Genomic DNA, 18,402 nt, shown 5'->3' on the forward strand with positions numbered 1-18,402 from the left:
GCCCATGGGGCGCTCCTACGAGGTAACGACGCGCTCCTACAAGATACGCCGCGCTCCTACAAGGCACGACGCGCTCTTGCAGGAGCGGGGCCGCGCCTCAGTACATGACCCGCAGGGTCACGCCGTAGGTCGCCGGCGCGCCGAGGAAGGCGTTGTAGGAATTGAACGGGTTGCCCGGCGCCGGCGAGACGTTCTGCAGCGGCGCGTCGAAGCCGACCTGCACGTACTCCTCGTCGGTGATGTTCAGGCCCCACAGCTCGACCATCCAGCGCCGGTCGCGCGAACCGAAGCCGAGCCGGGCATTCACCACCGCGTAGCCTTCCTGCTCCTTCTCGACATCCAGGTCCGACCCGGTGTTGTAGTCGGACATGTACTTGCCGCCGAGGTTAAACCGGCCGATCAGGTCACTGCCGAAATCCCACTCGTAGGTCACCGAGCCGGAGGTCGACCACAGCGGCGCGAAGCTGACCCGGCTGCCCGGCAGTTTGTATAGCTGACCGGTCGGTTCCACGAAGTCCCCGCCCGGAATGCTGTCGCTGTAGCGGGTGTCGGCGTACACCAGCCCGCCCTGGAACATCAGCCCGTCGACGCCGGTCTGCCACAGGATTTCGGTGTCGATGCCCTGCGAGACCGCCTCGGGGATCGAACGCACCACGAAGCTGGTGCCGAGGAAGCTGTTGAGCTGAAAGTCGCTGTAGGTCTGGTGGAACAGGGTGGCGTTGAGCAGCAGGTTGCCGTCGGCCCAGGTGGTCTTGGCACCCAGCTCGTAGCTGTCGACGAACTCGCCCGGAAACGAGGTGTCGTTGACCGGCACGATGCCCTGACCGGCGCTGGACAGGCCGTTGGCCGACTGCACCCGGTCGAGGTTGAAGCCGCCCGCCTTGTAGCCGCGCGCGGCCGATGCGTAGGTCATGACGTGCTCGTTCCAGCGGTAGGCGGCCTTGAGGGTGCCCGACCATTCGTTCTCCTCGCGCTCCTGCTGGGTGACGCGGCCGTTGTGCAGCGGGTTGGCCCACGGCAGGCAGCTGAAGCCGATCACCTGCGGGATGACCGAGGGCAATGCCGAGGCCGGCACGCCGCGCGCGAGCAGCGCCTGGGCGATGCGCTGCTGCCCGCCCGGCCCCAGCATCGCCGAGCAGCCGGGGCTTCCGTTGGGGTTGCTGTAGACCGACCGCAGCTCTTTCTCCTCACGGGTGTAGCGCAGGCCCAGGGTCAGGTCGAGTGCGTCGGTCGCGTGCCAGGTGTTGTTGGTGAACAGCGCCAGGCTGCGCGCGTTCTGCTCGTAGCGATCGTCGGCGCCGAGACCGGCGAACACCGTGCCGAAGGGCTGGCCGGACGCGTCGGCCAGGAAGGTCGCTGCGTTGGGCGCCTGGCCGAGGGCGGGGTTCACCAGCGACAGCAGCGCGATCGACAGGTACGGCTCGTAGGCGCCGCCGATGCGGTAGGTCTCGTTGCGCTCGAGGTCCTCGTCGGAATAGAACGCGCCGACCATCCAGTCGATCGAGTCGGTCGCGCCGGTCAGGCGGAATTCCTGGGTAAAGGTGTCGAACGCGGTCAGTGACTCGTCCTCGTCGGCGTTGCGGTACAGCAGGTCGGCGGTGCTGAAGTCGAAGTCCAGGCCATTGATCGCATCCCACTGGCGCTGCGCGGTGATCGAGGTCAGCGTGGCGTTGCCGAGCCACGGCGAGACCCAGTTGACCTCGGCGGAGACGCCACCGTCCTTGATGTCCTGCTCGGTGCTGCGATTGCTCCAGGCGACCCGCGCGAACGGGTCGGCCACCGGCGCCACGCCTTCATCCGGCGCCAGCGCGTCGATGATGCCGGCGGTCGCGCCGCGCACCACCGTCACGCCGGTGCAGCAGTTCTCCTCCCGGCTGGTGAAGTCGGCGATGACGTTGATGTCGAGGGTGTCGGTCGGCTCGAACAGCCACTGGCCGCGCAGCGAATGGAAGTTCTGGTCGTAGTCCTCGGTCTCGGTGCGCGGGCCGGCGCCGGTGCGCACGTCCATGAAGCCGTCACGCTTGCGCTTGGCGGCGTAGACACGGATCGCCGAGTTGTCGCCGACCGCGGTGTTGAACGCGCCCGACACGCCCAGCGCGTTGTAGTTGCCGATGGTGATCTCGCCCTCGGCCGAGGTGGTGTAGCTGGGGCGGCGGGTGATCACGTTGATCACGCCGGCGGAGGTGTTCTTGCCGAATACCGTGCCTTGCGGCCCCTTGAGCACCTCGATGCGCTCGATCTCGCCCAGGTCGCCAAAGCCCACGCCGTTGCGCGGCCGGTAGACGCCATCGATCACCACGCCGACCGAGGATTCCAGGCCGGCGTTGTCGCCGACGGTGCCGATGCCGCGGATGCGCGCGGTGGTCTGCGCTTCGCTCTGGGTGCTAGTGACGGTGAGCCCCGGCACCAGCACCTGCAGGTCCTTGACGTCGCGCACGCCGGTGTCGTGCAGCAACTGCTCGGGCAATGCGGTGATCGAGATCGGCACGTCCTGCAGGGCCTCCTCGCGCTTCTGCGCGGTCACCGTCAATGCCGACAGGGTGGTCAGTTCCTCGTCCTCATCGGCCGCCGCGGCGGTGGCGGCCTCCTGTGCGGACAGCGGTGCGACAGCCAGCGATCCGAGTACGGCGACGACCGCCAGGACCAACACGTTCCGATTCGGCTTGCGACAAAGCATTTGATTCTCCCCCCCTTGTTGAATACGAAAAACCAGTGCCGACCGGGTATGTCCGCGCGGTTCCCTCTGCCCATTTGTAATGCACCGCCTCGCGCAATGCCACTGCCGAAGGTCGGCCCGGAGCACGCACCGCTAGCCCAACATACGGCAGCGAACGGTAGCAAGAAGCTAGCACGCCATCGGGCGCTGTCATGCCGCGCCGCAACACAGCACCGCCATGTGCGATCGCCGGGCCAAGGGTGCGAATGCCGGCTCAAGGTGCGCTTGCCGCCTCGCGCGCATGCGGCGGCAGCGCCAGGGAGATCAGCGCCGCGGCCGCGATGAAGACCGCCGATATCCACAGGCATGCCGCGAGCCCGGCGACCTGGTAGACCCAGCCCGAGAGCACGGTCCCGATCAGCCGGCCCATCGCGTTGGCCATGTAGTAGAAACCGACATCGAGCGACACCCCGTCCTCGGCGGCGTAGCTGACGATCAGGTAGCTGTGCAACGAGGAATTGATCGCGAACAGCGCGCCGAAGAGGCCCAACCCGGCGATGAGCAGCGTCTGTGCCGGCCACTGCCCGAACACCGCCGCAATGCCCAGCGGCACCAGCGCGAGCAGCCCGGCCCAGGCAAACGCCTGCACGCGACCGGGCGGCTGGTCGTGACGGCCGGTGAGGCGCGGCGCGGCGGCCTGCACGATGCCGTAGCCGATCACCCAGGTGGCCATGAAGGCACCGACCGACCGGTGCTCCCAGTCCAGCGAGGTGGCCAGGAACACCGGCAACGCGACGACGAACCAGACATCGCGGGCGCCGAACAGGAACAAACGCGCCGCCGAGAGGACGTTGATCGCGCGACCCTTGGAGAACATCGCCTGGAATTTCGGCTTGGACCGGGCCCTGCCGAGGTCGCGCCGCAGCATCATCAGGCTTGCCAGCCACACCAGCATCAAGCCGGCGGCCATCGCCAGTACCGCAGCGCGGAACCCGATGCCGCCCAGCAGCAGCCCACCCAGAAAGAACCCGGCGCCCTTGAGCGCGTTCTTCGAGCCGGTCAGCGCCGCCACCCAGCGATACAGCGTGCCTTGTGCGCTGTCGGGCACCAGCGATTTGACGCTGCTCTTGGCACTCATCTTGTTGAGGTCCTTGGCCACGCCCGACAGCGCCTGCGCCGCCATCACCCAGGGGATCGTCAGCCAAGCCACCGGCACGGCCAACATCGCCAGTGCCGCGATCTGCAGACCCAGGCCGATGTTCATGGTGCGGTTCAAGCCGATGCGCGCGCCGATCCAGCCGCCGACCAGGTTGGTGATGACCCCGAAGATCTCGTAGAACAGGAACAGCAGCGCGATCTGCAACGGCCCGTAGCCGAGCTGGTGGAAGTGCAGCACCACCAGCATGCGCAGCGCACCGTCGGTCAGGGTGAACGCCCAGTAGTTGCCGGTGATCAATGCGTACTGGCGGACCGAGGGGGGAAACCGTTCTGACATTGGCAGCTAAGTGCTCGCGTAGAGCCGAGCTTGCTCGGCTGCGGTGATCGGGTCGGAAGGGCAGCCGAGCAAGCTCGGTTCTACGTCACGCGGAGCCGACCCTGAGCACCAGCTCCGCGGTCCGGTTCACATAGCCCCACTCGTTGTCGTACCACGCGAATATCTTGACCTGCGTGCCGTTGATGACCCGCGTCGACAGTGCATCGACGATGCTCGAGCGCGGATCGCCGAGATAATCGATCGACACCAGCGGCCGCTCCTCGAACCCCAGGATCCCGCGCAGCGGCCCGGCCTCCGACCCCGCGCGCAGCAGCGCGTTGACCTCCTCCACCGTAGTCGCGCGCTCGACCTCGAACACGCAATCGGTCAGCGATGCATTGGTCAGCGGCACGCGCACCGCGATGCCGTCGAGCCGGCCCTCGAGCTCCGGAAAGATCGAGGCGATCGCGGTGGCCGAGCCGGTCGAGGTCGGGATCAGGCTGGTCCCGCACGAACGCGCCCGGCGCAGGTCCTTGTGCGGCGCATCGACGATGGTCTGGGTGTTGGTCAGCGAATGGATCGTGGTCAGGCTGCCGTGGCGGATGCCGAGGCCCTGGCGGATCACCTTGACCACCGGCGCCAGGCAGTTGGTGGTGCAGGAAGCCGCGGTGACGATGCGATGCACCGCCGGATCGAACAGGTGGTCGTTGACCCCGACCACCGCATCGAGCACGCCCGGCTCCTTGACCGGCGCGGTAACCACCACGCGCGCCACGCCCTGGTCCAGATACGGCTGCAGTTGCGCCGACTTGCGGAACCTGCCGGAGGCCTCGATCACCACGTCGCAGGCCGACCAGTCGGTCTCGGCGATCCGGCTGTTGCGCGTCACCGCGATGCGGCGCCCACCGATCAGCAGATCGTCGCCGTCGTGGCGCGCCTCGTGGTGCCAGCGGCCGTGCACCGAATCGAAGTTGAGCAGGTGCGCGAGCGTGGCCGCATCGGCGGCAGGATCGTTGACCTGCACGAACTCGAGTTCCGGCCATTCCCACGCCGCGCGCAGGGTCAGCCGCCCCATGCGGCCGAAGCCGTTGATGCCTGTCTTGATGGTCATTGCATTTGTCTCGATCGAAATGTGTCAGGCGTCATCAACGCGTTTCAGTCGCCATTCCCGCGAACGCGGGAACCCAGTGACTTCGCTTCTGCAGCACATGAAAACAAAGGCGCTGGATCCCCGCCTTCGCGGGGATGACGAGCTCGGCGGGATGACGAGCTTGGGCGGGCTGACAGCCGTTTGCATGTTCGTCATCGCGCGGAGCGCCTGTGCTGAGGCACGGAGGTCGGCTCACATCGCGCGCTGTCGCCGCCGCAGCAGTTCTCGGTGAGGTAGCCGACCAGCCCCTGCATCGCCGCGAAGTTCGCGCGATAGGTGATGCTGCGGCCGTTCTGCTCGGCGTCGATCAGCCCGGCCTGCAGCAGGGTTTTGAGATGGAACGAGAGCGTGGTCGCAGTGATGCCGACCGCCTCGCCCAGATCGCCCGGGCAGGCCCCATCGGGACCGAGTTCAACCAGGTGGCGGAAGATCGCCAGGCGGGATTTCTGGGCGAGCCCGGCCAGCGCGTCGAGGGCTTGTTGGGTGTGCATAGTTCGATGATGCTGGAAATATGGTTACAACGCCATGACAAGCAGCCAACAGGTATGTAAGCAGCGATGGAGCTCAATAGCGCCGCGCCCCGTTTGTCTCCTTCCTTCCAAGGGGAGGGCTAAAGCAGGCACCACCCCTGCTCGCTACAATCGACCGCTTTCGCGGCCGGCGTCGTCACGGCCCCACTTTCCGCAGTGAGCCGATGTCCAGCACTTCCGAAAAGCCGCCCGAACACACCCCGTTGATGAAGCAGTTCTTCGCCGCCAAGGCGGAGCACCCCGACGTGCTGCTGTTTTTCCGGATGGGCGACTTCTACGAGCTGTTCTTCGACGACGCGCGCAAGGCCGCCCGGCTGCTCGACATCACCCTGACCCAGCGCGGCAGCTCCGGCGGCCAGCCGATCCCGATGGCGGGCGTGCCGCACCACGCCGCCGAGGGTTACCTGGCGCGGCTGGTCGCGCTCGGCGAGTCAGTGGCGATCTGCGAGCAGATCGGTGATCCGGCCGCGAGCAAGGGTCTGGTCGAGCGCAAGGTGGTGCGCATCGTCACCCCGGGTACGGTCACCGACGAGGCGTTGCTCAACGAGCGCCGCGACACGCTGCTGCTGGCGGTGTCGCGCAACAAGCACGGTTACGGCATCGCCTGGGCCGACCTGGCCGGCGGGCGCTTCCTGGTCAACGAGGTCGCCAGTGCAGACGCATTGGAGGCCGAGCTCGCGCGGCTGGAGCCGGCCGAAACCCTGTGCGCCGACGAGGACGGCTGGCCGGCGTGCGTGATCGAGCGCAGCGGCCTGCGCCGGCGCGCGCCGTGGCTGTTCGATGCCGACAGCGGCCGCCGTCAGTTGCTGCGGTTCTTCAACCTGCACGACCTGTCCGGCTTCGGCCTCGACGACAAGCCTTTGTCGATCGCCGCCGCGGCCGCGCTGCTGGGTTACGTCGAAGAGACCCAGAAGCAGCGCCTGCCACACCTGAGCTCCATCGCGGTCGAATCCGGCGACGGCGCGATCGCGATGAACGCCGCCACCCGGCGCCACCTCGAACTCGATACCCGCGTCGACGGCGACACCCGGCACACCCTGCTGGGCGTGCTCGACAGCACGATCACGCCGATGGGCGGGCGCCTGCTGCGGCGCTGGCTGCATCGGCCGCTGCGCGACCGGCCGATCCTGCGTCGGCGGCACCAGGCGGTCGCCACGCTGATCGACTCGCGCGCCGGCGAGGCCCTGCGCGAGCGCTTTCGCGCGCTCGGCGACCTGGAACGCATCCTGACCCGCATCGCCCTGCGCAGCGCGCGGCCGCGCGACCTGTCGACGCTGCGCGACGGCCTCGGCCTGCTGCCGGACGTGCGCGCCCTGCTCGCCCCGCTCGACGCCCCGCGCCTGAACGAGCTGGTCGACGACCTCGGCCGGCACGACGAACAGGCGCATCTGCTGGCCTCGGCGATCGTGCCGCAGCCCCCGGTGCTGGCGCGCGATGGCGGCGTGTTCGCCGAAGGTTACGACTCCGAGCTTGACGAGCTGCGTACCCTGTCGAGCACCGCCGACCAGTTCCTGGTCGACCTGGAAGCCCGCGAACGCATCGCCAGCGGCATCGCCACGCTCAAGGTCGGCTACAACCGCGTGCACGGCTATTACCTGGAGGTCAGCAAGGCGCACGCGGCCAGGGCGCCGACCCACTACACCCGGCGGCAGACGCTGAGCAATGCCGAGCGCTACATCACCGAGGAGCTCAAGCAGTTCGAGGACAAAGTCCTGTCGGCGCGCGAGCGGGCACTGGCGCGCGAGCGCTTGCTCTACGAGCAGTTGCTCGATGCGCTCAACCAGAGACTGGACGTACTCAAGCTCTGCGCCGCCGCGCTGGCCGAACTCGACGTGCTGGCCGGTTTCGCCGAACGCGCGCTGGCACTGGACTGGTCACAGCCGGAACTGGGCGACAACCCCGGCCTGCGCATCGAGCGCGGCCGCCACCCGGTGGTCGAGGCGGTGCGCAGCGAGCCGTTCGAGCCCAATGACCTCGTGCTCGACTGCGCCCCGGAACACGCCGGCCGGCGCATGCTGATCATCACCGGCCCGAACATGGGCGGCAAGTCGACCTACATGCGCCAGAACGCGCTGATCGTGCTGCTCGCGCACATCGGCAGCTTCGTGCCGGCTTCGCGCGCGGTGATCGGCCCGATCGACCGCATCCTGACCCGCATCGGCGCCGGCGACGACCTCGCCCGCGGCCAGTCCACCTTCATGGTCGAGATGAGCGAGACCAGCTACATCCTGCACCACGCCACCCAGCAGTCGCTGGTGCTGATGGACGAGATCGGCCGCGGCACCTCGACCTACGACGGCCTGGCACTGGCGGAGGCCTGCGCGCGCCACCTGGCGCAGGTCAACCGCGCCTACACGCTGTTCGCCACCCACTATTTCGAATTGACCGCACTCGCGGAGCCGTCCAGCGGGATCGCGAACGTGCACCTGGACGCAGTCGAACATCGCGACCGGGAACATGGCGAGCAGCTGGTGTTCATGCACGCGGTCAAGGACGGGCCGGCCGATCGCAGCTTCGGCCTGCAGGTGGCGGCGCTGGCCGGGCTGCCCAGATCGGTGATCGGTCAGGCCCGCGCTCGCCTGGCGGAACTGGAGCAACACAGCCGCGACGCGCCCAAACCCTCGATGGCGGCGGTGGCGCTGGACCAGCCGCAGCAGATCGGCCTGTTCACCCCGGCAGCCGCCGCGATGGAGGCACTGGCCGCACTGGAACCGGATGAACTGACTCCCAAACAGGCGCTGGAAGCGCTGTACCGGCTCAAGGCGCTGACCTGACCGACCCAGGCGCCCGGCTCTGCGGGAGCGCCCCAGGGGCGCGACCGCCACCGGAACTCGCGCCCGTGGGGCGCTGCTGCAAGGGCGCAGCGGGATGGGTAGAGCCGAGCTTGCTCGGCTGACCTCCCTCACCGCGCAACGCAGCCGAGCAAGCTCGGCTCTACACCATCGGGGGAAGGCGGCCTCGGATCAGGCGGCGCGGGAAACCACAGCTTCCGCGCTGCCGAGCGCCTGCGCCAGGTCCGCCCACAGGTCATCGACATGCTCGATCCCGGCCGATAGCCGCAGCAGGCCCGGGGTGATCCCGCACGCCTCGCGGGTGGGCTCATCAAGCACGCGATGGGTCAGGCCGGCCGGGTGCTGGATCAGCGTGTCGACCGAGCCGAGACTGACCGCGGGCGTCATCAGCCGCACCGCCTTGAGCACCGCCGCGGCGGCCGCGTGCCCACCCGACAGCTCGAATGCCAGCAGCGCTCCCGGCCCGCGCATCTGCGCCTGCAGCAGCGCGTCGTTGCGTACCGTGCCCATGCCCGGATAGAACACCTTCCGCACTCCCGGATGTTCGGCCAGCCGTTGCGCGAGCACCCCTGCGTTGGCCTGCGCACGCTCCACCCGCAATGTCAGCGTCGGCAGGCCACGATGCAGCAGGTAGGCCCCCAGCGGATGCAGCAGGGCGCCGGTGGCGGCCCGCACCTGCCGCAGGCTGCGGGCGTGCTCCTCGGCGCAGCACACCACCCCGGCGATGACATCGCCGTGCCCGCCGAGGAACTTGGTCGCGCTGTGCAGCACGTAGGTCGCGCCCAGCTCCGCCGGCCGCTGCAGCACCGGCGTGGCAAAGGTCGAATCGACCACCACCGGCACGTCCCCGGCCGCCGCGACCACCGCACGGATGTCCACCAGCCCCAGGGTCGGATTGGCCGGGGTCTCGATGATTACCAGCGCGGTGTCGGCGCGGCGGCGGGCGGCGATCTGGTCGGCGTCGACGAACTCGGCCTCCAGTCCGGTCAGGCCGCTGGCCAGCAGATGATCGGAGGTGCCATACAGCGGGCGCACCACCAGCACATGATTTCCACGCGCGCGGGCGGACATCAGCAAGGCGGTCAGCGCGGCCATGCCCGAGCCGAACGCGACGCATGCCTCGGTGCCTTCCAGCGTCGCCAGGGCGCGCTCGACCCGGGCCACGGTAGGGTTGTGCAGGCGCGCGTAGATCGGGTTTTCGGCACTGGCATCGCCGCCGACCAGCGCATCGAAACTTGCCGTCCCGGCACCCAGGTCGGGAACCGGATAGGTCGTGGACAGATCGATCGGCGGGGCATGCACGCCCAGTTCGACCAGGTCTTCGCGACCGGCATGCACGGCCAGGGTATCGAGACGCGACATCGGCTAATCCATTCGGATGTGAAGCAAGATCCTAGAACGTACTGCGCCTGATAAGCTGCCGCCCGAACAATATTTCGCCGGAGCGACCTGCCATGCATCTGGATCGAATCGACTTCGCCCTCCTGCGCCTGTTGCGGAAGAACGCTCGGCTGCCGAACAAGGATCTGGCCGAACGGGTCGGGATTGCGCCCTCCACGGCGCTGGAGCGGGTCCGCCGGCTGCGCGAGTCGCGCACCCTGCTCGGCTTCCATGCGGAGATCACGCCCGCGGCCATCGGCATTGGCCTGCAGGCGCTCGTCTCAGTGCGGCTGGCGCAGCATTCGCGCACGCTGCTGGATGGTTTCCAGGCGCACCTGCATGCGCTGCCGGAGGTCCTGGCGTTCTATCACGTGGCCGGGGCCGACGACTTCCTGGTCCATGTCGGCGTGCGCGACAGTGCGCACATGCGTGAGTTCGCGTTGTCGGCGTTTACCGAGCGCCCCGAAGTGGCGCGGATCGAGACCCGCCTGATCTTCGAATTCCAGCGCAATACCGAACTGCCGGGCCAACTGGAGCTGGACCGCGACGACGGCTAACCCGCTGGGCTGCAGCACGAGCGTGACGGGCTACAGCGCGTCGATATCGCCCAGTGCGCGGATCAGTCGACGGGCGCGCTTGTCGGGCTTGCCCTCGGGGGCGCGGTAGCCGGTGCGCTGTGCGATCTGCAGCGCGCGCGCCTGCTCGCGTTGCAGGCGAGAGGTTTCGCTTTCCTCGTACAGCCCCCGCGCCACCGGCGCCGCGCCGCGGCTGTCGCTCAAGCCCAGCACGGTGACCTCGAATGCCTCCTGGCCGCGCGCGATCCGCAGCACGTCGCCGTTGCGCACCGCGCGCGATGCCTTGGCGCGCTGGCCGCCGAGCTCGACCTTGCCGGTCTCTATCGCCTGCCGCGCCAGGCTGCGGGTCTTGAAGAAACGCGCGGCCCACAGCCACAGGTCGAGGCGGACGGTTGCGATGGGTTCGGATGGGGTCATTTGGGTCACGGCGTACGTCAGGGCGGCGGCGCACAGGACATCTTGATGGACGATCGACCTTGGCTTGGCCAAACGCAAACGGCCGCCCAGGGGCGGCCGTCGATGCGACTGGCGCTGCGCGCTCCGGAGAGCGCCTCCGGAACTTACTTGGTGGCGGCAGCGGCTGCCTTGGCCTTGGCGTATGCGGCCAGGTCTTCCTTGATGCGCGCCTTCTTGCCTTCCAGGCCACGCAGGTAATACAGCTTGCCGGCGCGAACCTTGCCGCGACGCTTGACCTCGACCGATTCGATCACCGCGCTGTGGGACTGGAACACGCGCTCGACGCCGAAGCCGTGCGACATCTTGCGCACGGTGAATGCCGCGTTGAGTCCGCCGTTCTTCCTGGCGATCACCACGCCCTCGTAGGCCTGGACGCGCTCGCGGTTGCCTTCCTTGACCTTGACGTTGACCACCACGGTGTCACCGGGGCTGAAATCCGGCAGCTGGCGCTGGATCTGTTCGGATTCGAAATTCTGCAGCAGCGTATTGAGCGAGGGCTTGTTCATGACGTTGACCTGTTGGATTGCCACTGCGTGGCTTGCCTGTTGGAGTCGTTGTAGCGCGAGTGCACGTGGACCCGCGTCTGGCATTGGGTGGAGCGAAGCCGCGCATTATAGCGGCCTTTTTCCTTGCGCGGCTAGGGCTTAGCGGTTCTTGCCTGATCGAGGGGGTTTTCCGCCGCGACATCGGTGGCGGCCTGCGCCAGCGACGCCCGGTACTCGTCCAGCAACCTGCGATCGGCCTTCGACAGCGCCGCCTCGTCGAGCAGGTCGGGCCGGCGCTGCCAGGTGCGGCCGAGCGCCTGGCGCCGGCGCCAGCGCGCGATCTCGGCATGGTTGCCCGACATCAGCACCGCCGGCACCTCGCCCAGTTCATGCTCGACCGGCCGGGTGTAATGCGGGCAGTCGAGCAGGCCGTCGTCGCCGAAACTGTCCTGGGTGGCCGACTCGACATCGTTCAGCACACCCTCCTGCAGCCGCGCCACCGCATCGACCAGCACCGCGGCGGCCAGTTCGCCGCCGGACAGCACGTAGTCGCCGATCGAGATCTCCTCGTCGACCTCGGCCGCGATCAGGCGCTCGTCGATCCCCTCGTAGCGGCCGCACAGCAGGATCAGCCGGTCACGGCCGGCCAGCTCGCGGACCCGGGCCTGGGTCAGCGGCGCGCCTTGCGGGCTCAGGTAGACCACCTTGGCCAGCGCCGGGTCAGCGGCGCGGGCCGCGCGCAGACTGGCGCGCAGCGGGTCGATCAGCATGACCATGCCGGGACCGCCACCGAACGGGCGCTCGTCGACACGGCGGTAGTTGCCCTCGGCGTGGTCGCGCGGGTTCCAGCCATGCAGCGACAGCAGACCGCGCTCGGCGGCCCGCCCGACCACGCCGAACGCGGCGCACTGGGCGACGAATTCGGGGAACAGGCTGATGACGTCGATGCGCATAAAGCGAGGGGTGAGTGCAGAGGAGTGAGTAGTGAGACAGCCGGAGAGTACCCTCTCACTCCTCACTCTCCCCCCTCACTTCTAGAAATCCGGATCCCAATCGACCGTCACCACACCGGCCTCGAAGTCGATATCGGTGATGAACTGCGGGCGCACGAACGGGATCATGCGTTCGCGCTCCTCGTCACGCGCGACCAGCACGTCATTGGCCCCGGTGGCGAACAGGTGCGAGACGGTGCCGAAGGCGACGCCTTCCAGATTGACCACGCGCAGGCCTTCCAGGTCGACCCAGTAATACTCGTCGGGACTGGGCGGCGGCAGCGCCGAGCGCGGCACGTAGATCTCGGTGCCGCCCAGCGCCTCGGCCGCGTCGCGGTCGCTCACGTCCGGGAACTGGCCCATCAGGTGCTTGCCGCTGTCACGCCCCTGCGCGCCGCGCAGCTCGCGCTCGCGCCCCATCGGGTCGACCAGCAGCCAGGGCTGGTAGCGGAAGATCGCATTGCGCGGCTCGGTCCACGACTCGAGCTTCACCTCGCCACGCAAACCGAAGGCGCCAAGCACCCTGCCAAGGAGGATGCGGCGCCCGGAATCGTTCATCTCGAAAAGGCGGCCGCGCGGCTTGCCACGCGCGGCCTGCGGCTCAGGCTGCGGAAGCAGCCGGCGCGTCGGCGGGCGCCGTGCCGGGCGACTTCTGCGCCTCCTTGTAGAGCACGCCGACCTTGTCGGTCAGCTGCGCGCCCTGGGAGACCCAGTGATTCACGCGCTCCAGGTCGAGCTCGACGCGCTTTTCGCCGCCGGTGGCGACCGGGTTGTAGTAACCGACGCGCTCGATGTTGCGGCCGTCGCGGGCGCTGCGGCTGTCGGTGACGATGATGTGGTAGAACGGACGCTTCTTGGCGCCGCCGCGGGTCAGTCGGATCTTGACCATGGATTGCTGTTTCCTGTGTTGCCCAGCCGCCGGGATGACGGGGTAAGCCGGCAATTATAGGGGGCTTTCCCGTGCGAGTGGAAGCCTTTGCCTTGCCCTCACCCCAGCCCTCTCCCGCGTGCGGGAGAGGGCTGGGGTGAGGGCAGGCGAGACGCACTTGCGTCGCACGTACATGTCGCGTGCCCTCATCCGCCCTTTGGGCACCTTCTCCCGTGAACGGGAGAAGGGGGTTTGTCCGCCTGCGGAGGGCGTTTTTAGAAGGGCATGCCGCCGCGGCCGCCCATCATGCCCTTCATGCCGCGCATCATGCCTTTCATGCCGCCGCGGCCGAGCTTGCTCATCATCTTTTCCATCTGCTGGAACTGCTTCATGAGCTTGTTGACGTCGGCCGGGGTCATGCCCGAGCCCCGTGCGATGCGCGCCCGCCGGGAGCCGTTCAGCAATGCCGGGTTGCGGCGCTCCTTCTTGGTCATCGAATTGATGATCGCGACCATGCGCGGCACTTCCTTGCCGGTCACCTGGTTCTTGACCGAATCGGGGATCTGGCCCATCCCCGGCAGCTTGTCCATCAGGCCGGAGATGCCGCCCATGTTCTGCATCTGGTCGAGCTGGTCGCGCATGTCGTTGAGGTCGAACTTCCTGCCCTTGGCGACCTTGGCGGCGAGCCTGGAAGCCTTGTCCTGGTCGACCTGCTGCTCGACCTGCTCGACCAGGCTGAGCACGTCGCCCATGTCGAGGATGCGGCTGGCCACGCGTTCGGGGTGGAACACGTCCAGGCCATCGGGTTTCTCGCCGGTGCCGATGAACTTGATCGGCCGACCGGTGATGTAACGCACGCTCAGCGCCGCGCCGCCGCGCGCGTCGCCGTCCGTCTTGGTCAGCACCACGCCGGTCAGCGGCAGCGCCTCGCTGAAGGCCTTGGCGGTGGTCGCCGCATCCTGGCCGGTCATCGAATCGACCACGAACAGGGTTTCCACCGGCGCCACCGCCGCATGCAACGCCTTGATCTCGGCCATCATCGCCTCGTCGATCGCGAGGCGGCCGGCGGTGTCGACGATCAGCACGTCGGCGAAGGACTTGCGCGCGTCATCGATGGCGGCGCGGACGATGGCCTCGGGCTGCTGCGAGGCATCCGAGGCGAAGAACAGCACCTCGACCTGCTGCGCCAGCGTCCTGAGCTGCTCGATGGCGGCCGGCCGGTAGACGTCGGCCGAGACCACCATGACCTTCTTCTTGCGGCGCTCCTTGAGGTGCTTGGCGAGCTTGGCGACGGTGGTGGTCTTGCCCGCGCCCTGCAGGCCGGCCATCAGGATCACCGCCGGCGCCGGGACGTTGAGATTCAGGTCGGCTGCCTGCGCGCCCATGACCGTGGTCATCTCATCGCGCACGATCTTGATCAGCGCCTGGCCCGGGGTCAGCGACTTGATCACCTCCTGGCCGACCGCGCGCACCTTGATGCGCTCCATCAGCGCCTGCACCACCGGCAACGCGACGTCGGCCTCCAGCAGCGCGATGCGGACCTCCCGCAGCGACTCGCGGATGTTCTCCTCGGTCAGCCGGCCGCGGCCACGCAGGCGCTCGATGGTGCCGGACAGGCGCTGGGTCAGGGATTCGAACATGGAAGCGGCACCGCAACGGCGAAACGGAACCGCTGATTGTAGCCGGTAGGATGGGCACGTTTTTGGTGCCCACCGGCGTGGCGGCCAAGCTGGTGGGCAGGGAAAGCATGCCCACTCTGCGGCTGCCCGGTCGCATCTCCGGCTCCGGATCGCGGCTGAAGCCGCTCCTACTGCTGCACGGCTGTGCCACACTGCGGCGATGACAATCGTTCTCATCGCCATCGTGCTTTACCTCGCCGCCGCCGGCCTGCTGGTCGTCGGCGTGCGCCGCGATACCGGGCGGATGCCAAGGCCGTGGTGGTTGCCGGCGGCCGCTGCGGTGGTGCTGCATGCAGCCGCGCATCTGGTGGCGTGGCGCGCTTCGGGCACCGCCGACCTGCACTTCTTCGCGGCGCTGTCGCTGGTCGGACTCGGCATGGCCGCGCTGACCACCCTGGTCGGCGCGGCGGGGCGGATGGGCGCGCTGGGGGTGGTCGTGTTCCCGCTGGCGGCACTCGCCCTGGTGGGTTACCACCGCCATGGCCCGGTCCCGTCGATCGCCCTGGATTGGCGGCTGCAGCTGCACGCCTGGTTCGCGTTGCTGGCCTACGCCACCCTGGCGGTGGCCGCGTTGCTGGCGGTCATGCTGTGGGCGCAGGAACGCGCGCTGCGCCGGCGCGACTTCCACCGCTGGCTGCGCGCCCTGCCGCCGCTGGTCGAACTGGAGACGCTGCTGTTCCGCACCATCGCGGTCGGCTTCGTGTTGCTGACCGCGACGCTGCTGACCGGCGTGCTGTTCGTCCAAAACCTGCTGACCCAGGACCTCGTGCACAAGACCGTGCTGAGCGTGTTGTCGTGGCTGGCCTTCGGCGCCCTGCTCGTTGGGCGGTGGCGCTACGGCTGGCGCGGGGCGGTCGCGGTGCGCTGGACGCTCATGGCGATGGCGCTGCTGGTGCTGGCCTACTTCGGCAGCAAGTTCGTGCTGGAGCTGGTGCTGGGGCGCGCCTGAACGTGGCCGCTGTTGTGTAGAGCGCAACTTGCTGCGCTGCGCGGCGGCTACATGAAAGGCTTCCGAGCAAGCTCGGCTCTACGGATCTACTGCAGACGTCCCGTGATCCAGGAGTTTCGCGGCCGTGGCTGGCGGAACCGCCGCGGAAAACAGGAAACCCTGCGCTTCCAGGCAACCCAGCTCGCACAGCTCCTCGGCCTGCGCGGCGGTTTCCACGCCCTCGGCGACCACGTGCAAGCCGAGGCTGCGGCCCAGATCGATGATCGAATGGATGATCGCACGCGCGCTGCGCCGGTTGCCTCCCGCAGGGCTGTCGCGGCCCAGCTCGGCGGTGAAACCGCGGTCGATCTTCAACGTGGTCACCGGCAACCTCCCCAGGTAGGCCAACGAGGAGTAGCCGCTGCCGAAGTCGTCGATTGCGACCTTCAGCGCCGGTGCCGCCCGGCGCAGGCGCGTCAGCATGGCGGAGGCCTGGTCGATGTCGCGCATCAGCGAGCTTTCGGTGATCTCGATCTCAATGCCTTCGGCGGCATCGCCGGCGCTGGTCAGCATCTGCTGCAGGCGCTCGATCAGGGCCTCGTCCTGCAGGTCCGCGGCATCGAGATTGACCGAGATGCGGCAGTCGGGATGATGCTGCCGCCAGCCGGCCAGGTCGCTGAGCGCGTGCGCCAGGATGCACAGGTCGATCCGGCCGATCACCCCGCTACGCTGGGCCAGGTCGAGAAAGTTCGAGGGCAGCAGCAATCCGCGCCGCGGGTGGTTCCAGCGCGCCAGCGCCTCGAACCCGATCACCTGCCTGGAGGGCAACGCCACCCGCGGCTGGTACCAGGGCGTGATCTCGTCGCGTTCGATCGCCAGGCGCAGGTCATGCCGCAGGCGCAACGCCGCGCGGCTGTCGCGGGTCATGCCGGGGGTGAAGAAGGCCGAACGATTCTTGCCCTCGACCTTGGCCGCGTACATGGCGGTATCGGCCTGGCGCAGCAGCGTCTCGGCGGTCGCACCGTCATCGGGGAACAGCGCGATGCCCACGCTCATGCGCAGGGCGAACGTCACGCCCCGCAGCTGGACCGGCTCCAGCATCGCCTCGAACAGCCGTTCGACCAGGTGCGACACCGCGTCGATTCCGGCCACCTCGGCCACCACCACGAACTCGTCGCCGCCCAGCCGCGCCACCGTGTCGGGCACGCGCACGGTGGCGCTCAGCCGCGACGCCGCGGTCTTCAGGATGTCGTCGCCGAGCGAGTGCCCGTAGCTGTCGTTGACCAGCTTGAAGTCATCCAGGTCAATCAGGATCACCGCCAGCTTCAGCTGCTCGCGCTGGCTGCGCTCCAGTGCATCCGACAGCCGCTCACCCAGGAACCGGCGGTTGCCCATGCCGGTCAGCGGGTCGTGGAAAGCCAGCCGGGTCAGCCGTTCGGCCATTTCCTGCGCGCGGAACGCGTTGAAGAACATCTGCCCGACCAGTTGCAGCCCCAGCAGGATGTCCGGTGCCCAGTGGCGTTCGCGGCGCACCGAATCGAAGCCGATGAATCCCTCCATGCGGTCGGCACTTCCAAACGGCACCAGCACCAGCGACCGGATGCCTTCGCGGATGAATTCCCCGCGCTCGGTCGCCGCCACATCCGGCAAGGCCGTGACCACCGGCACGTGCACCGCGCGGCCGGCCAGCATCTCCTCCATCAGCCAGGGGAAATGGGTCATCGGCACGTCCTGCAGGTGCTCGGCCTCGCGGGTGATGCCCTCCTCCACCCACTCGTGGGTGTTGCTCTGGGTGCGGCGGTCCGCGCTGAACCTAAACAGGTACGCGCGGTCGACCGCGAACTCGCGGCCGATGCGGCCCAGCGCCTGCTCGATCAAGCCGTCCAGCCGCTCGGAAGGGGCGTGGATGAGCTCGGTCGACAGCGCCGCGATCAGGCGCTCGAACGCCAGCCGCTGCTCCAGCCGCTCGCGGTAGCCGGCGCGGCTGTCGGCCTGCTCCACGTCCACCCGGTAGCGGGATGCGGGTGCATCGATCCGGCTGAGCCGCAATGCGATGACCGACCCGCCGGGCGAGGGGATGTCGATCCGCAACACGCACGCAGGTGCCGCATCCACAGCGGCACGCAGGCCTGCAAAGGCGGCGGCATCCAGCGCGGGCACCAGATCGGTGATGCGGCGCGACGACGATCCGCTGCCGGCCTCGCCGCCATCCACCTCGACCACGCGCCCTTCGCCATCCACCACGCAGCCGCAGGCGGCCGGCAAGGACTCCTTCGCTGCGCCATGGTCCGCAATGTCTTCGGTATCGGGCCGATTCCGCATCGTCTGGCTGCCCGCCTTGGCCAATGGGTCCGGGTGCAGAATGTCATGGGTCCGGGCAAACGCAAGCGCCAGCCGATCACCACCAGTGGGCAGGGGATCGCTCATGCCCCCTTAT

General features: G+C 68.4%; 15 protein-coding genes. 3 read left to right on the top strand and 12 right to left on the bottom strand.

The genetic code is table 11. From position 1 onward, the window contains the following. Positions 1-97: 97 nt before the first annotated feature. The 4 genes from ACJQWM_RS02870 to ACJQWM_RS02885 form a co-directional block, all read right to left on the bottom strand. On the bottom strand, positions 98-2,650 hold the full coding sequence (locus ACJQWM_RS02870; protein WP_332705002.1) for a TonB-dependent receptor: 2,553 nt from the start codon (positions 2,648-2,650) through the stop codon (positions 98-100). A gap of 280 nt (positions 2,651-2,930) precedes the next feature. Beyond that, positions 2,931-4,151, bottom strand: a complete 1,221-nt coding sequence (gene arsJ, locus ACJQWM_RS02875; RefSeq protein WP_332705004.1) for an organoarsenical effux MFS transporter ArsJ — start codon at positions 4,149-4,151, stop codon at positions 2,931-2,933. Between the two features lie 85 nt (positions 4,152-4,236). Further along, a complete protein-coding gene (locus tag ACJQWM_RS02880; protein WP_332705006.1) occupies positions 4,237-5,241 on the bottom strand; it encodes an ArsJ-associated glyceraldehyde-3-phosphate dehydrogenase in 1,005 nt (334 codons plus the stop codon). A gap of 191 nt (positions 5,242-5,432) precedes the next feature. Continuing rightward, positions 5,433-5,771 (bottom strand): ArsR/SmtB family transcription factor, encoded by a 339-nt coding sequence (locus tag ACJQWM_RS02885; RefSeq protein WP_332705008.1) that lies wholly within the window; start codon positions 5,769-5,771, stop codon positions 5,433-5,435. Between the two features lie 203 nt (positions 5,772-5,974). Between ACJQWM_RS02885 and mutS the strand changes: the two genes are divergently transcribed. Beyond that, positions 5,975-8,584, top strand: a complete 2,610-nt coding sequence (gene mutS, locus ACJQWM_RS02890; protein WP_411306659.1) for a DNA mismatch repair protein MutS — start codon at positions 5,975-5,977, stop codon at positions 8,582-8,584. 189 nt (positions 8,585-8,773) lie between these two features. Here the strand turns inward: mutS and ACJQWM_RS02895 are convergent, their stop codons facing one another. After that, entirely contained in the window at positions 8,774-9,964 is a 1,191-nt protein-coding gene (locus tag ACJQWM_RS02895) for a trans-sulfuration enzyme family protein (protein ID WP_332705010.1), read from the bottom strand. 92 nt (positions 9,965-10,056) lie between these two features. On the opposite strand from ACJQWM_RS02895, the gene ACJQWM_RS02900 reads away from it, so the two are divergent. Next, positions 10,057-10,539 carry an Lrp/AsnC family transcriptional regulator gene (locus ACJQWM_RS02900; protein WP_332705012.1) on the top strand — a complete coding sequence of 161 codons (483 nt, stop codon included), beginning with the start codon at positions 10,057-10,059 and terminating at the stop codon, positions 10,537-10,539. 30 nt (positions 10,540-10,569) lie between these two features. Here ACJQWM_RS02900 and ACJQWM_RS02905 read toward each other — a convergent pair whose 3' ends face one another. From ACJQWM_RS02905 to ffh, 6 genes are all read right to left on the bottom strand, one after another. Next, a complete protein-coding gene (locus ACJQWM_RS02905; RefSeq protein WP_411306660.1) occupies positions 10,570-10,974 on the bottom strand; it encodes an RNA-binding S4 domain-containing protein in 405 nt (134 codons plus the stop codon). A 143-nt stretch (positions 10,975-11,117) separates the two neighbouring features. Next, positions 11,118-11,519 carry a 50S ribosomal protein L19 gene (gene rplS, locus ACJQWM_RS02910; protein ID WP_332705016.1) on the bottom strand — a complete coding sequence of 134 codons (402 nt, stop codon included), beginning with the start codon at positions 11,517-11,519 and terminating at the stop codon, positions 11,118-11,120. A 131-nt stretch (positions 11,520-11,650) separates the two neighbouring features. Beyond that, complete coding sequence (gene trmD / locus ACJQWM_RS02915; protein ID WP_332705018.1) at positions 11,651-12,451, bottom strand: tRNA (guanosine(37)-N1)-methyltransferase TrmD; 801 nt, start codon at positions 12,449-12,451, stop codon at positions 11,651-11,653. Between the two features lie 81 nt (positions 12,452-12,532). Next, a complete protein-coding gene (rimM, locus tag ACJQWM_RS02920) occupies positions 12,533-13,048 on the bottom strand; it encodes a ribosome maturation factor RimM (protein WP_332705021.1) in 516 nt (171 codons plus the stop codon). 43 nt (positions 13,049-13,091) lie between these two features. Next, a complete protein-coding gene (gene rpsP, locus ACJQWM_RS02925; protein WP_332705024.1) occupies positions 13,092-13,379 on the bottom strand; it encodes a 30S ribosomal protein S16 in 288 nt (95 codons plus the stop codon). A gap of 254 nt (positions 13,380-13,633) precedes the next feature. Next, entirely contained in the window at positions 13,634-14,998 is a 1,365-nt protein-coding gene (ffh, locus tag ACJQWM_RS02930) for a signal recognition particle protein (protein WP_332705027.1), read from the bottom strand. A gap of 199 nt (positions 14,999-15,197) precedes the next feature. Here ffh and ACJQWM_RS02935 point away from each other — a divergent pair, with 199 nt between their 5' ends. Further along, positions 15,198-15,986 (top strand): cytochrome C assembly family protein, encoded by a 789-nt coding sequence (locus ACJQWM_RS02935; RefSeq protein WP_332705029.1) that lies wholly within the window; start codon positions 15,198-15,200, stop codon positions 15,984-15,986. Between the two features lie 78 nt (positions 15,987-16,064). Here ACJQWM_RS02935 and ACJQWM_RS02940 read toward each other — a convergent pair whose 3' ends face one another. Then, positions 16,065-18,392: a putative bifunctional diguanylate cyclase/phosphodiesterase gene (locus tag ACJQWM_RS02940; RefSeq protein ID WP_332705032.1), complete on the bottom strand. Its 2,328-nt coding sequence runs from the start codon at positions 18,390-18,392 to the stop codon at positions 16,065-16,067. Positions 18,393-18,402 lie beyond the last annotated feature (10 nt).

The sequence above is a fragment of the Novilysobacter longmucuonensis genome (assembly GCF_046600735.1).
In the GTDB taxonomy this organism is placed as follows: domain Bacteria; phylum Pseudomonadota; class Gammaproteobacteria; order Xanthomonadales; family Xanthomonadaceae; genus Novilysobacter_A; species Novilysobacter_A longmucuonensis.